16 protein-coding genes are annotated in these 14,208 nt (G+C 61.1%); 9 read left to right on the forward strand and 7 right to left on the reverse strand.

Annotated elements, in window-relative coordinates:
• The 8 genes from VF436_RS07770 to VF436_RS07805 form a co-directional block, all read left to right on the forward strand.
• On the forward strand, window positions 1–434 hold a 434-nt coding region (locus VF436_RS07770; protein WP_330903436.1), incomplete at its 5' end, for a methyltransferase domain-containing protein.
• Window positions 434–952, forward strand: a complete 519-nt coding sequence (locus tag VF436_RS07775) for a CYTH domain-containing protein (RefSeq protein WP_330903437.1) — start codon at window positions 434–436, stop codon at window positions 950–952. The genes VF436_RS07770 and VF436_RS07775, both read left to right, overlap by 1 nt.
• Window positions 946–1,959 (forward strand): beta-N-acetylhexosaminidase, encoded by a 1,014-nt coding sequence (nagZ, locus tag VF436_RS07780; protein WP_330903438.1) that lies wholly within the window; start codon window positions 946–948, stop codon window positions 1,957–1,959. The genes VF436_RS07775 and nagZ overlap by 7 nt, the downstream gene beginning before the upstream one ends.
• Window positions 1,960–1,964: 5 nt before the next feature.
• Complete coding sequence (locus VF436_RS07785; protein ID WP_330903451.1) at window positions 1,965–2,510, forward strand: hypoxanthine-guanine phosphoribosyltransferase; 546 nt, start codon at window positions 1,965–1,967, stop codon at window positions 2,508–2,510.
• A gap of 105 nt (window positions 2,511–2,615) precedes the next feature.
• On the forward strand, window positions 2,616–3,365 hold the full coding sequence (locus VF436_RS07790) for an S-methyl-5'-thioinosine phosphorylase (protein ID WP_330903439.1): 750 nt from the start codon (window positions 2,616–2,618) through the stop codon (window positions 3,363–3,365).
• 153 nt (window positions 3,366–3,518) lie between these two features.
• Window positions 3,519–3,725: a cold-shock protein gene (locus VF436_RS07795; protein ID WP_330903440.1), complete on the forward strand. Its 207-nt coding sequence runs from the start codon at window positions 3,519–3,521 to the stop codon at window positions 3,723–3,725.
• Between the two features lie 99 nt (window positions 3,726–3,824).
• Complete coding sequence (locus tag VF436_RS07800) at window positions 3,825–4,865, forward strand: N(4)-(beta-N-acetylglucosaminyl)-L-asparaginase (RefSeq protein ID WP_330903441.1); 1,041 nt, start codon at window positions 3,825–3,827, stop codon at window positions 4,863–4,865.
• Window positions 4,862–5,584, forward strand: coding sequence for a copper homeostasis protein CutC (locus VF436_RS07805; RefSeq protein ID WP_330903442.1), 723 nt, complete (start codon window positions 4,862–4,864; stop codon window positions 5,582–5,584). Before VF436_RS07800 ends, VF436_RS07805 begins: the two co-directional genes overlap by 4 nt.
• A 199-nt stretch (window positions 5,585–5,783) precedes the next feature.
• Here VF436_RS07805 and VF436_RS07810 read toward each other — a convergent pair whose 3' ends face one another.
• The 6 genes from VF436_RS07810 to VF436_RS07835 form a co-directional block, all read right to left on the reverse strand.
• Complete coding sequence (locus tag VF436_RS07810; protein WP_330903443.1) at window positions 5,784–7,556, reverse strand: ABC transporter transmembrane domain-containing protein; 1,773 nt, start codon at window positions 7,554–7,556, stop codon at window positions 5,784–5,786.
• A 75-nt stretch (window positions 7,557–7,631) separates the two neighbouring features.
• Window positions 7,632–8,777, reverse strand: a complete 1,146-nt coding sequence (locus tag VF436_RS07815) for an acyltransferase (RefSeq protein ID WP_330903444.1) — start codon at window positions 8,775–8,777, stop codon at window positions 7,632–7,634.
• A gap of 95 nt (window positions 8,778–8,872) precedes the next feature.
• A complete protein-coding gene (locus VF436_RS07820; RefSeq protein ID WP_330903445.1) occupies window positions 8,873–9,475 on the reverse strand; it encodes a YigZ family protein in 603 nt (200 codons plus the stop codon).
• The gene (locus VF436_RS07825) at window positions 9,472–10,329 is read right to left on the reverse strand and encodes a hypothetical protein (RefSeq protein WP_330903446.1); all 858 of its coding nucleotides are present in this window, start codon (window positions 10,327–10,329) and stop codon (window positions 9,472–9,474) included. The genes VF436_RS07820 and VF436_RS07825 overlap by 4 nt, the downstream gene beginning before the upstream one ends.
• Window positions 10,326–10,880 carry an RNA polymerase sigma factor gene (locus VF436_RS07830; RefSeq protein ID WP_330903447.1) on the reverse strand — a complete coding sequence of 185 codons (555 nt, stop codon included), beginning with the start codon at window positions 10,878–10,880 and terminating at the stop codon, window positions 10,326–10,328. The genes VF436_RS07825 and VF436_RS07830 overlap by 4 nt, the downstream gene beginning before the upstream one ends.
• A gap of 42 nt (window positions 10,881–10,922) precedes the next feature.
• Window positions 10,923–12,359, reverse strand: coding sequence for a phospholipase (locus VF436_RS07835; RefSeq protein WP_330903448.1), 1,437 nt, complete (start codon window positions 12,357–12,359; stop codon window positions 10,923–10,925).
• Window positions 12,360–12,466: 107 nt separating this feature from the next.
• Between VF436_RS07835 and VF436_RS07840 the strand changes: the two genes are divergently transcribed.
• Window positions 12,467–13,222: a YdcF family protein gene (locus tag VF436_RS07840; protein ID WP_330903449.1), complete on the forward strand. Its 756-nt coding sequence runs from the start codon at window positions 12,467–12,469 to the stop codon at window positions 13,220–13,222.
• A gap of 65 nt (window positions 13,223–13,287) precedes the next feature.
• Here VF436_RS07840 and VF436_RS07845 read toward each other — a convergent pair.
• Window positions 13,288–14,208 (reverse strand): SET domain-containing protein (locus VF436_RS07845; protein ID WP_330903450.1); only part of this gene is annotated, 921 nt, incomplete at its 5' end.

Here is a 14,208-nt window from a genome sequence, read left to right on the forward strand (position 1 = left end):
TCCTCGACCTGTTCTGTGGCCTAGGTAATTTCACCTTGCCGATCGCGCGTCGGGTCGCTGAAGTAGCGGGCGTGGAGGGCGAACATGGTCTGGTCGAGCGAGCGGCGGCCAACGCCGCCCGTAACGGCATTGCCAATGCCCATTTCCATGTGGCCAATCTTTTCGACGACCAGCGCAACGCGCCCTGGGCACGCCAGCCGTGGACCAAGATGTTGCTCGATCCGCCGCGCGCGGGAGCCGACAAGGTGCTCGAATACCTTCCGCATCGTGATACCCGGCGCATCGTCTATGTGTCCTGCCATCCAGCTTCGCTGGCACGTGACGCGGGTATCCTGGTACACAAGCATGGTTATCGCCTGGTCTCGGGCGGTGTCATGGATATGTTTCCGCACACGGCTCACGTTGAATCCATCGCTTTGTTCGAGCGCGGCTGATGGGCGTCGAGATTGAACGCAAGTTTCTCCTGGTCAACGACGACTGGCGTGGTTCGGTCAGCCATAGCCAGTCCATGGCGCAGGGTTACCTGGTCGGGGCCGCAGCCATCGAGCGTGGCGACGCACTGGCCTCAGTGCGCGTACGCTTGGCCGGAAACCTGGCTTGGCTCAACATCAAGTCTGCCGAACTGGGTATTGAGCGCGCCGAGTACGAATATCCGCTGCCGCTGGACGATGCCCGGCAGATGCTCGCACGCCTTTGCGACGGTGTAGTGGAGAAGGTGCGCCATCACGTGGACGTCGATGGCACCCTGTTCGAGATCGACGAGTTCACGGGTAAGAACCACGGGCTGGTTGTGGCGGAAGTGGAGCTCGACCATGCCGATGCGCCTTTCCCGCGTCCGGCCTGGTTGGGTGGTGAGGTCAGCTCATTGGTTCGTTATTACAACGTCCATCTGATCGAGTATCCGTATTCGCAGTGGACCGAGGCCGAGCGCAAGGGAGTGGATGCATGCTGATGATCGGCATTGCCGGCCTCGAACTGGCAACCCATGAACGCGCGTGGCTGGTTGCGCCCGGCGTGTCAGGCGTATTGCTGTTTGGTCGCAACTTTTCCTCGCGGGAGCAGGTGACGGCCCTGATTGAAACGATCCGCGACGTGGCTGGCGACAACTTCCTCATTGCGGTCGATCAGGAAGGTGGTCCGGTGCAGCGATTCCGCGAAGGCTTCACCCGCTTGCCGCCCTTGGCACGTATCGGGCAAGCCTATGACCATGACCCACAGAACGCCATCCGCCTGGCCGAAGAGCACGCCTGGATCATGGCCAGCGAAATGCGTGCCATCGGCGTGGACTTCAGTTTTGCGCCGGTGGTCGACTTGGCGCGTGGCAACGCCGCCATTGGCCTGCGGGCCTTCCATGCTGATCCGGCGGTAGCCGCCGAGCTTGGACAGGCTTATATCCGCGGCATGCATCTGGGTGGCATGGCCGCCGTGCTGAAGCATTTTCCGGGGCATGGCTCCGTGGCGGCCGATACCCATAAGGCGCAAGCCATCGATCCGCGTCCGCTCGACGAGATTCGTCGCGATGACTTGCGTCCGTTTGCCGAATGCATCGAGGCTCGCGTCGAGGCCGTGATGATGGCGCATGTCGTTTATCCGGCCATCGATGAGCAACCGGCCGGCTATTCGCAACGCTGGATCGGGCAGATTCTGCGTGACGAGCTTGGTTTCTCAGGCGCGGTCATCAGCGACGACATCAGCATGGCTGCCGCTGGGGTGGCAGGTAGTGTCGCCGGTCGTGTGCAAGGCCATCTTGATGCTGGCTGCGACCTGGTGCTGGCCTGCTTCCCCGAGGTGGTGGCTGAAGCCATTGACGCGGTAAAAGGGCGTGCGGCCCCTGGGACGGCTCGCCTGGCGTTACTGCGCGGTGCCATTGGCTCTACCTGGGAAGGCCTGGTCGACAACCCACAGCGCGATCGTTTCATCGCGCGTATTACCGCTTTGCACAAGGAAAACCCCGCATGACCACCATGCCCCCTCCAACGCTCGCTTCCGCCTTGGCACACGCTGACCTGCTATTTGGGCGCGAAGAACTCGATACCGTTATCGCCGACATGGGGCGCAGGATCGACCATGCCCTGGAGGGCGAGCGTCCGGTTTTCCTCACTGTCATGCATGGCGCGCTCATCTTCGCTGGGCAGCTGGCGCTATGCATTCGTACCGATCTCGACTTCGATTACGTGCACGCCACTCGTTATCGCGGTGCAACATCAGGCAGCGACCTGCACTGGTTGCGTGAGCCGCAGATCGACCTGGCCGATCGCACCGTGCTGCTGGTCGATGACATCCTCGACGAAGGTCATACCCTCAAGGCAGTGCGTGATGACTGCCTGCGCCGTGGCGCCAGGCGTGTCTGGATCGTCAGCCTGTGCACCAAGCAGCATGATCGCCTTGTCGAAGGCGTTGCCGCCGATTTCAACGGTGTCGAGCTTCCCGATCGCTATGTGTTCGGCTATGGGATGGATTTTTACGAGCAGGGCAGGAATCTGCCGGGTATCTACGCCCTCAAGGATTAGCACAGAACATGGATCGCACCGGGCCCGGGGCTGATCCGGGTTCCCATGCTTCATCGCAAGGGTTGCAGACCCTCGCGCCAACTCAAGACCTGCGGATATAGCGACATGACTCAAACCATCGACCTGGCCGTGATCGGCGGTAGCGGGCTTTATCAGTTTCCCGGCCTGGAAAATATCGAGCGCCATGCGATCGATACGCCGTTTGGCGCGGCTTCGGGCGATGTAGTGCTGGGTGATTTTGCCGGCAAGCGCGTCGCCTTCATGGCGCGCCACGGCGAAAGCCACAGCGTGCCACCTCACCGGGTCAACTACCGCGCCAATCTTTGGGCATTGCACAGTCTGGGCGCGCGCAGGGTGATCGGTATCAATGCGGTGGGCGGCATTCGCCACGATATGGGCCCTCGGGTCATCGTGGTGCCGGACCAGGTCATCGATTACACCCATGGACGGTATACGAGTTTTTGCGATGTCGAGGGTGCCGAGGTCAAGCACATCGATTTCAGCGAGCCTTACACCCGGTCATTGCGCCAGGCGCTGCTGGCGGCCGCCAGCCACGTGGGAATAGCCGTGGTCGATGGAGGCTGTTATGGCGCTACCCAGGGGCCGCGCCTGGAAACCCGAGCGGAAATCGCCCGTCTCAAGCGTGACGGCTGTGATCTGGTCGGCATGACCGGGATGCCCGAGGCCGCCCTGGCCCGGGAATTGGAAATCGACTACGCCTGCCTGGCTTTGGTCGCCAATTTTGCCGCCGGGTGTGGGGACGAGGAGGAAATCAGCATCGAGGAAATCTTTGCCCATCTGGCCGCCGCCACCGCGCAGGTACCGGTCATCCTGGGCGCCTTGCTCGAAGCCTGATACCCGGATGGGCAAGGCAATGCGCAAACGCATATTGCGCTTTTACCTCAAACATGATGATACTTCGCGTTGCCAGGGGCGGGGGACCAGGGGAAGTTAGTGGTTCGGCGCGTGGCCTTGGTGTATCCAATTCATGATTCAGAGGTTCACGCAATGCGTTTCGGTACGGTCAAATGGTTCAACGATGCCAAGGGTTTCGGCTTTATCGCGCCCGAGGATGGTGGGGAGGATGTGTTCGTTCACTTCTCGGCGATCAATGCCAAGGGCTTCCGTAGCCTGCAGGAAGGTCAGCGCGTGAAGTTCGAAGTCACCCAGGGCCCGAAGGGTGCCCAGGCGTCGGGCGTCGAACTCGCTGCCTAAGCGAATTCGATCCGGCGTTCTTGCCGATAAGTGTCAAAAGAAAACCCCGCGCACCGATGCGCGGGGTTTTTTTTGTTGCAACGATATAGGAGATAGAACATGGGCGACCGGCGCGATTTTCTGAAGACATCCATGCTGGGTGCATCGGCATTGGCGCTGGGAGGCGCATGGTCATCGCGATCTCTGGCGGTGCCTTCAGCCAAGGGGGCAGGGATGGCGCGCGTGGTGTCCACCTGGGATTTTGGCGTGCCTGCCAATCTTGCTGCATGGGCCGTGTTGTCCAAGGGAGGCAAGGCTCTGGATGCGGTGGAGACAGGCGTACAGGTGCCCGAATCGGATCTCAAGAACCATAGCGTGGGTCGGGCCGGTTATCCGGATCGCGAGGGCCATGTCACGCTCGATGCCAGCATCATGGATGCCGACGGTAATTGTGGTGCGGTCGCAGCGCTCGAATATATTGCCCATCCCATCTGTGTGGCTCGACGTGTCATGGAGCGTACGCCCCATGTGCTGCTGGTCGGTGAGGGTGCGTTGCAGTTCGCGTTGGAGCAGGGTTTCAAGAAAGAGAAGCTGCTGACGCCCCAATCCGAGCGGGCCTGGAAAGAATGGCTCAAGACCGCGCATTACGAGCCCTCGATCAATAACGAGGTGCACGATTATGGCAAGACCGGTCTACCCGGGGGGGCGGGTAACCACGACACCATAGGCATGCTGGCCATCGACCAGTACGGCAAGTTGGCCGGTGCGTGCACTACCAGCGGCATGGCCTGGAAAATGCGCGGTCGCGTGGGAGACAGCCCGATCATTGGTGCCGGGTTGTATGTCGACGGCGAAGTCGGTGGCGCAACGTCGACGGGTGTCGGTGAAGAAGTGATCCGCAACGCCGGCAGCTTTCTGGTCGTTGAATTGATGCGCCAAGGGCGCTCCCCGCAGGAGGCCTGCAAGGAAGCGGTGATGCGTATCATCAAGAAGCGTCCGGAAGCCACCAAGACCATGCAGGTCGGCTTCCTGGCACTCAATAAGGACGGCGAAGTCGGTGCGTATGCCATCCAGCATGGTTTTTCCTATGCCGTCTGCGATGCGCAGAAACAGGATGGTCTGGTTCCCGCGCAAAGCGTTTATACGACGAACTACACATGACACTTGAAATTGCCGCTAATTCGGTTGCATCGGCGGTGGCGGCACAGCAGGGCGGTGCATCGCGTGTGGAACTATGCGGTGGGTTGGAACTGGGTGGCATCACGCCATCGCCAGCCATCATCGCCATGGTGCGGGAGCGAATTAGCGTCCCGGTCTATGTGCTGATCCGCCCACGGGCCGGTGATTTTCTCTACAACGACGATGAATGCGAGGCCATGCGGCGTGACATTGCCTGGTGTGTATCGCAGGGTATCGATGGTGTCGTCATCGGCGTGCTCGATGCACAAGGGCAGGTGGATGTTGCGCGATGCCGTCCGCTTGTCGATGCGGCAGGGCCGATGGGGATTACCTTCCATCGAGCATTTGATCTGGCGCGGGAACCCGTGCGTGCCCTGGAAGATGTCATCGGCCTGGGTTGTGAGCGCATCTTGACCTCTGGTGGCCAGCCGTCGGCGCTGGAGGGTTCTGCGTTGATCGCAGACCTGGTTGGCCGAGCCAGTGGCCGCTTGAGCATCATGCCTGGCGCTGGCGTCACCTCTGCCAATATCCGCGCATTGGCTCAAGTCACGGGAGCCACCGAATTTCATGCTTCGGCCAAGCGAAGCATCGCGTCGGGCATGTCGTGGCGTGCGCAAGCATTGCAAGACATGCAGGGGGGGGAGTGGCGAACGGACGAGCAAGAGGTCAGGGCGCTGGTTGCCGCGCTGGCCGTGGCCTAGTTTTCCACAGCGCCTGTGGATGTCATCTGCACAAGCCTGTGGACAAGCGCGATTGGGCGCTTTGACATCAATCACTTAATACACGTTGGTCATCCTATGACCACCGTGTGGCGCCTGCGACTGAATCGCAGACCGCTTTTGAATGGCCGATTGCATTGCGATTGAAATCGCTCCTGCAAAAGCAGGGTGCGTAAGCCTGTTACGCCACGAACTGCAAACGTGCCAGTTCCGCGTAGAGGCCGTCCTCAGCCAGCAGGCTTTCATGGGTGCCTTGAGCGACGATACGACCGCCATCCATCACCACGATCCGATCGGCGCGCTTGACGGTCGCCAGGCGATGGGCGATCACCACGGTGGTGCGACCATGTTCAAGCCTTTCTAGCGCTTTCTGGATGGCAGCTTCCGATTGCGCGTCGAGTGCGGATGTGGCCTCGTCCAGCAGCAGCAATGGTGCGTCGCGCAGGATGGCTCGCGCGATGGCGATGCGTTGCCGTTGTCCGCCGGACAACCGCACGCCGCGCTCACCCAGTTCGGAACGATAACCATCGGCCAGTGCGCTGACGAAATCGTGTGCTTCGGCTGATACCGCCGCCTCACGTACCTCCAGGTCACTGGCGCTCTGCCGGCCGAAGCGGATGTTGTCGGCAGCCGAGCCACTGAATACCACCGTTTCCTGGGGCACCAAGGCGATGGCACCGCGCAGCTCGTCCAGGGCCAGTGTTTTGAGGTCCACGCCATCAAGCGTGATCCGGCCCTGCTGGGGATCGTAAAAGCGCAGGAGCATCGCCAGCACGGTGCTCTTGCCAGCACCCGATGGCCCTACGAGCGCCACCGTCTCGCCGGGACGTACGTCGAGCGTAAAGCCATGTAAGGCTGGCGCGTCAGGGCGGCTGGGATAGTGAAAGACGACATCCTCGAAGCGAAGCGCGCCACGTGTAGGATGAGGCAGGCTCATGGCCGGCTCTTGCGTGACGATCTGCGGCTGCTCGGCGAATAACTCGCTGATACGTTCGGTGGCGCCGGCTGCCCGCAGCACGTCACCCCATACTTCCGACAAGCTCATCAGCGAGCCGGACGAGAATAGGGCGTAGAGCACGAACTGGCTCAGCACGCCAGCTTGCAAGCGGCCGGCCAGCACGTCGTGGGCACCAGCCCAAAGCACTAGCGTGATGGCACCGAAGAACAGGATGATCACCGCTGCGGTCAGGAACGCGCGAACGCTGATGCGGCGACGTGCTGTCGAAAGCGCCAACGCGATGGCTTGGCCGTATCGCTCGCTTTCAATGCCTTCGCGCGCATAAGCCTTCACCGCGGGCGCGGCATTAAGTGTCTCGTTGGCGATGGCGGCGGCATCGGCCAGGCGGTCCTGGCTGGCGCGCGAGAGCTTTTGTACGCGTCGTCCGAAGATCAATATCGGCAATAGCACGACCGGGATGACCAGGGCGGTCAGGCCGGCCAGCCGTGGGCTGGTCCAGATCATTGCGGCGGTCGCGCCGATGAGCATGACCACGCTGCGCACGGCAATTGAAATGCCCGAACCGATCAAAGCCTGGATCACTTCCGTATCGGTACCCAGGCGCGAAATCAGTTCACCGACGCGGCTGCGCTCGAAAAAGCCTACGTCCAGGCGAATGACGTGGGCATACAGCTTGCTGCGTAATGCGGCCAGCGCACGTTCGCCGAGCAGGGAAATGAAGAAATAGCGAGCCGCCGTGGCGAAAGCCAGCACAATCGCGATGCCGAACAATCCCAGGAAGGTTTGATTGATCGCATCGGCGTTGGCGACACTAAAACCCTGGTCGACGATCTTTCGCACGGCCGGCGGCAATACCAGCGTGGCGCCGGAAGAGATGGCCAGAAATACGAGCCATCCGGCAGCCAGGCCGCGGTGCGGACGCAGGAATGGCCATAGTTGACGCAGCGCACCGATGCGCCGCTTGGGTTTGGAATCGGTCGCTGTAGGTGGGCTCATCGCTTTCTTCGCTGGTCTGTCAGCCTTCCACATGGGGGCCGTGACCTGCCATTCAACAATTTACCTGGCCTGAGCTCAACCCGGGACTGTTTGCCCGGCAGGTGGCTCGGTCTGGTTTTGCATCGACCGTCGCATCCATGCATCGCGTAATCGCAGGAAGGGGCGTTCGATCAGGTAATACAACAATGCTCCGCCAGCCAGGGTGGCCAGCACATAGCAGGCCAATGCCGCCATGCCCTGGATGCGGGGCCACGATGCGAGGGCTTGGTGTACCAGATGGAATATGGCTTTATGGCTCAAATACAGGCTATAGGAGGTCGCCGCCAGCCAGCGGGCGCCCGGTACCTGGCAGCGCGCCAGCCAGTTGTCGCCGGTCGCCGCGCAGACCAGCAGCGCGAGCGCAAGCGATAGCAAGGGATAACCGATGCTGGTGGCCAGCAGGCCGGTGCGGTCGGTGAAGACCGCCATCGACATCGCGAGCAAGGCCATGCCAAGCCAACCGATGGCATGGCTGCGTGTGCGAAGCCAGCTCCACCAGGCGGGGCGCCATGCTGCGATCGATGCGAGCGCGACGCCGGCCAGCAGGCCATCCAGGCGCGAATAGCTGGGACGGTAGATGTACTGCAGGAAGGCGCGGTTGAACCCGGCCATATCTGTGTCTTGCAGGGGCTGCATGGTGTGCAGCCATATCAACGTGCGTAACGCCATGCCTCCGAGCCATACCAGCAGGAAGGCGGTCACTGTCGTGCTCATCGATGAGCGGCGTGCCAGTATCCATGCCAGCACAGGGAACAGCACATAGAAGTGCTCTTCCACGCAAAGAGACCATGCGTGCGAGAAGGCTATCCGGTCAGGATCCTCGATAAGCAGGTTCATCGTATAGGTCATGAACTGCCACACCGGCTGCATACCAGGTGCTTCGCGAAATGCCGGCCACCACGCGTACAGAGCCAGTACCGTCAAATACGCAGGAAACGTCCGAAAAGCGCGGCGAAGATAGAACCTGCCCAGGGCCATCGGCTCGCCACGAGCCAGGGGTTCAAACACCTGGCTACCAATCAGGTAGCCGCTAAGGACGAAGAACAGGTCTACGCCCATCCAGCCGAACTGCCAGTAAGGGCGTACGCCATCGCTGATGTCCCATACGAGATAGGCGTGAAACGTCATGACCCAGGTCACGGCGATCGCGCGTAACACGTCCAGGCCGGGCAAGCGGGTCATAACGGTCCTATGTGTCCCCGATGCGTGGCCGCGCCACGCGAACTGGTGAGCTTAGGGAGCGAGGCGGCGTTGACCGGGGCATTGCCGTGACTTTTTCAGGGCAGCTCCAGGCGACCGGGATGAACCCGGCCGCGCGTGATGTCCACAATGCGTGCCGCGACATCAGCGGCCTGGCTCGCTGGAAGGCTGAAGGTCAACGTGACGCCAGCGGCATCGAAGGCTTCATCGTCGACCTGCGCTTGCCAGTCTTTTAGACGTGACTTGAGCAAGGCGAGATCGGCAAACGCGCAATGCATGCGCCATTGCTCCCTCGTGATCAAGGGCTGGCGCGCGGCCAGTCGCATGCCTTCGGCGGCTATTCCGCCATAGGCACGGACAAGGCCGCCAGCTCCCAGCTTGATGCCGCCATACCAGCGTGTCACCACCACAATGACCTGGTCGATGTCCTGGCCCTCGATGGCTTGCAGAATGGGTCGTCCAGCCGTGCCGCCGGGCTCGCCATCATCGTTGAAGCGATAGTCCTGGCCGATGCGATAGGCCCAGCAGTTATGGGTAGCCGCCGGATCGCTGACATGCCTGACGAAATCGAGGGCCTCGTCGACATGCCTGGCGGGAGCACCTCTGGCGAGAAAGCGGCTTTTTTTGATGTCTTGGATGTGTTCGAAGGGGCCTGCCAGTGTGTACAACGCGTCGCTCATGGTTCGAGCAACAGCCTTCGCAGGTCGTCTGGCAATACCGCATCAGGATGATCGCGATGGAAATTGGCCAGGCGCTGGCGTGCTTCATCGCGCCGCCCCTGCCTGAGCAGGTCGCGGACCGATGCCCATTCTCGTGCCTGCCAATCACCGGCGTTTCCCGCTGCCGCAGCCGGGGCCTGGGCAGGCATCGACTCGACCATCCGCTGTGACTTGTCCATCTGCCGGGAAAGTGGAGTGGCTGGCACTGCCGAAGATCGAGCAGCATCGGACGTGGCCGGCGGCGCATCCATCGCGGTGGGCGGAGCGGGGGGAGCTGGAGGGGCGGACGGAGCAGGTGGAGGCGGCGGAGCCGGGGCCTTGGCTGCCTGCATCGGCATGAGATTCGATGTTTCCTCGATCGGAGCAGTGGGCGGCGGTGGTAGCGTGGATTGTCGACGTGTTGTGGCCGATGTCTGGTGCTGGGCGATGACTCCCGGCGTAGAGGGCTTGGGCGCCGCAAGCGGGTCAACGACGGCTGGCACAGGCGAGGGCGGCATCACCTTGGCTGTTTCGGCTGCCCCGGGCATGGGCGTGGATGCCACGGGCGCGATCGTCGAGCTTGCCACCGGGGCCGTCGGCTGCTGGCCGACTCGCCAGGCAATGCCGGCCGCGAGCATCAATGAAGCTGCCGTGCCCACGATCAGTGCCCAGCGCGGAAACCTTTGCCGGGTGTTGGGTCTTATTTGACGAGCCATGCGATGCACCGCCGTGTCGAGCGCGGTGGGCGGCTCGATGTGCGGCAGCTTGCGATACAGCGCGGACAATTGGTCCTCGCCAGGCAAGCGTTCGTCGTCGTTGGCGCGTGGTGTGGTCATTCAGCCAGTTGCTCGCGCAGTCGGTTCATGGCGTAGCGCAGTCGCGATTTGACGGTTTCGCGTCCAGCTCCGGTGATTTGCGCGATGTCCTCCAGGCTAAGGTCGTTTTCCAGGCGAAGCAGCACGGCGGTGCGTTGTTCATCGGGCAATTGTTCGATAGCCCGTTGCAGGCGGCGGCGGTGTTCGAAGTCCGACAGAGCCTGTTCGGGTTGTTCGCGTTCGGGTATCTCGTAGCGTTCCAGCGCAATGTCCGCTTCTTCGCCTTCGGCCAACGGCCGCCTGCGGCGAAAGCTGTCCACTAGCAGATTGTGGGCGATCTGCAACAACCAGGTGCTGAATTTGGCTTGCGCCTGGTAACGCTGACGGGCGGCGATCACCCGGCTCCAGGTATCCTGGAACAACTCGTCGGCGATGTGGCGATCGCGAGCCGAGCGCAGCAGGAAGCGGTAAAGCGTGCCACGATGACGCGCATACAGAGCCTCGAAGGCGGCTACGTCGCCTTGCGCATAGGCCAGCATCAGCGTTGCATCCTCATCCAAGGCGACATCCATGGACGAAAGGTTAAGGGATGGACGCGCCGCATGCCATATGGATCATACGATGTCCTTGCCAGGCTCTGGGTGACTGAAATCCTGGGGCGAGAGGTCACGGGTCAACCGGAATACGCCCTCTCGCACCTTGCGAGGCATCACGATATCCAGCACGGTCGTTTCATGTGGCCCCAATACATCGAGCAGATCGTCATCTTGATGGCTGGATGCAATCGTGTGGTGTACCAGACCGTTCAGGATGGCCGGTTGCACACAGAGGCTATAAGGGCTGTGCGATGCCATAGCCGCACGCAGGGTCCGTCGTCCCTGGCGCGGATCGGCGATGCGTTCGCTGCCGGCCAGGAGGCTATGGTTGAGGAACAGCGAAATCACATGTTTCGCACGACGATTGGCTTGCCGGTCGAGCATGAAACCCTGCGGCATCCAGTCAGGGTTGGGCGGCAAGCCCGCGCGCAACAGGACTCGGCTGTCGGCAAGGACTTCGCCCGTCTCGTCGGTCAGGCGCATGATCAACTGGCTGCGTGGATCATGGATGTGCACGCGCGGCTCGAAGGGGCCGACCGTTTCCAGTTCGACCCTGTCGCGATCGCGCAAGGCGTTGTCCCGGTCGAATGCCTGGCAGAGCAGGCGATAACCTGCGGTATCGCGCACGGCAAGACAGCGCAAGATGCAGTCGATCGTCTCCGTGGCGCCATGCGCCATGATGCCGTGTGCCGCTCCGCTATGCGATGCACCGGAAATAAGGCGAAAGGCAGTGCGCGGCGCGCGCGTGACATTCATCTGCAAGGTGTCGATACCCGCGACGGTACCGGCGTGCGTGAGCACTGCATGCCGTGCGTTGAGATTGGCACTGGCCATGCGTACCACGCCATCGGAGCCTGTCTCGCCGGTATAGCTGTTGATGTGATCGTAAAAGGTCCGATCAGGGCGATCACCGGTCAATACGAACTGGTAATGATCCTGCTCTGCCGGATCATCGCCATGGATGTGATCCAGGTTCAATGCGAGCGATTCGGCGCTGCCCAGTTCAAGCCAGTCGAGAATGCGTTGGCCCGGTTCGATACCGTTCCACCAGGCCTTGAGCTTGCCAAGTGCGCCTTTGCCCAGTTGCGCCAGGGCTGAGCCGAAGTTGGCTGGCGCAAGCATCACCAGATGGGTGAGGCGCAAGGCGCGGTAGGTTGTTGGTTGCCCACGTCTGGCGCGAAGCCATTGGCGTACCAGCGGGCCGCCGGTCGAATGTGTGATGCAGGCAAAACCCTCATCGCCCAACTGCAGGTCAGCCAGCGCGTGATCGAAGGCGCGGACCAGGTCAGCCATGGTGACTGCGTCGTCGAAACTGACGTACTGCGAAAGACAGATATCGACCAGCCGTAGGTTCAAGCCTTGATGGGCGGATTGTTGCTGCAATTGAGCCGGTAGCGTGCCATAGGTGGATGTATCAGTGACGCTCCAGCCGTGAACGAAGACAAGCGTAGTCATGAGATCGTTTCCCTGGCTTGCCGGCAGTATGTTGGATCCATGCCCGTGCCGGTTCGACGCCGGTCGCATTCGAAGGCTAATCTTCTGGCATCGACCGGGGAGATGCCATGTTCTTGAGCGTGTGTCTGATCTTGCTGTTGTTGGGTGCCCTATTGCGGCGCAGGCATCGGCGTCGAGCCGGCATGTTGCTGCTTTGCCTGGGGTGGGGAGTCCTCTTGCTGGCGGCTTGCGGCCCATTGCCGGCATGGCTGCTGGCACGCTTGCAGTCGCCTTATGCATGGCGTGTTCAAGGCCCTTGGGCACAACGTAATGTGATCATCCTGTTGGGGGCGGGTACCGATCGACTGGATCGATCCTCCCTGGAGCCGGCCTTGTTCGCGCAAGGCAGGGTCTCCATGGCCGCTCGCCTGTATGGCGCATGTCACCGCGAAGGCAGGGATTGCAAGATTCTTATCAGTGGTGGAGACCCACAACACCATGGTCAGGCCGAGGCCGTGGTTTATGGCCAGGTGCTGGAACAGCTGGGTATTCCCGCATCGGACCAGTTGATCGAGTCACGTAGCCTGAGCACTTGGCAGAATGCCCAGTTCAGCCGTCCCTTGCTGGTTGTCTATCGCCCCGAACGCACGCTTCTGGTGACCTCGGGGCTGCATCTGCGGCGAAGCCTCTTGTACTTCGCTCACTTTGGCATCCGACCCGAACCGATCCGGGGCGACTCGGTCGAGGCTTCGTGGAGTGTGTTGCCATTGGCCTGGAACCTTGCATTGACCGACGCCGCCCTGCACGAATATGTCGGCGCCTGGCGTTACGACGTCTATAATTTGCTGGGATGGAATGCTCCCAGGATGGATCCCATCCCGTAATCTCAGCAATCGCCTCGGCCGTGTCGAGACGATTGTTGTGGGCACGCACGCCTGGCGAGGCTTCGTCATGGGGTCATGATGGAGGCAATCTTTTCAGCGGAATACCCATAGTTCCAGCGAAGTTCCCTGCCGGAGGGAATGTCCTCGGTGGCATAGAGAACAACCAGGCGATAGGACGGGTTTGGATTTCGCGGGTCGTATCCCTTGACCGTGACATTGAAGCTTGCCGGTTCAACGTTGTAGCCGGTGCGGGATTGTTGCCAGTGGCCGTCCTTGTATTCGAAATTCGTGTTTAGCCGGGAGGTCATGTTGTCGCCGGACATGCTCAGTAATCTGGCGGGATCGCCAGCGGATGCCTGGGGCTGATTCATGGGCAACAGAAATTGATTGCCTTTGGCATCCGTGTTTCTGACGATCTTGCCGGAATAGACACCGATGACATCGCCTTTCTTGATGGACTCGTGGGCAAACACGCCGTACTGGCCAACCAGACCAGCTTCCGCGGCAGGAACATCGTTCGCAGTGATTTTTCGAGCAATGAGCTTGTCATAGAGGGACGCGCGTTTTGGATCGACAGGCAAGTCGGCGTGGTTGGCGGTCAGGTGTGAAGTGTTGATGTAATCCATGATGCTTTCTTTCGTATATATCTGTTTGCTTGGTGAAAGATTGCTTTGATCACTTATGGACGTAATGTAAAGCGGTCGATCGTTGGCGTCCCTGATCGGATACTTGGCATTATTGGTCGTGTTGTAGCTGCCCACCGCGTTGTCAGCAGGATTGCCGCCGCGCCCGATCGATGGTGGCGCAGCCTCCCAGCCCTGGTTGCCCCGTTTGATGGGTAAATAATGTGAGGGGTTGCCATCGTAGATATAGCGGCCGTTGGCGTTTTGTGCGGAGCGGTAGTAATTGCCGTCGATGCGCACATAGTCCTGGTTGTCGAGGCGATAGACGCCATAGCTGGCGACCTCGGGCAGGTTTGCCGGTCG

This window comes from Dyella sp., from assembly GCF_036384435.1.
Taxonomy (GTDB): Bacteria; Pseudomonadota; Gammaproteobacteria; order Xanthomonadales; family Rhodanobacteraceae; genus GSA-30.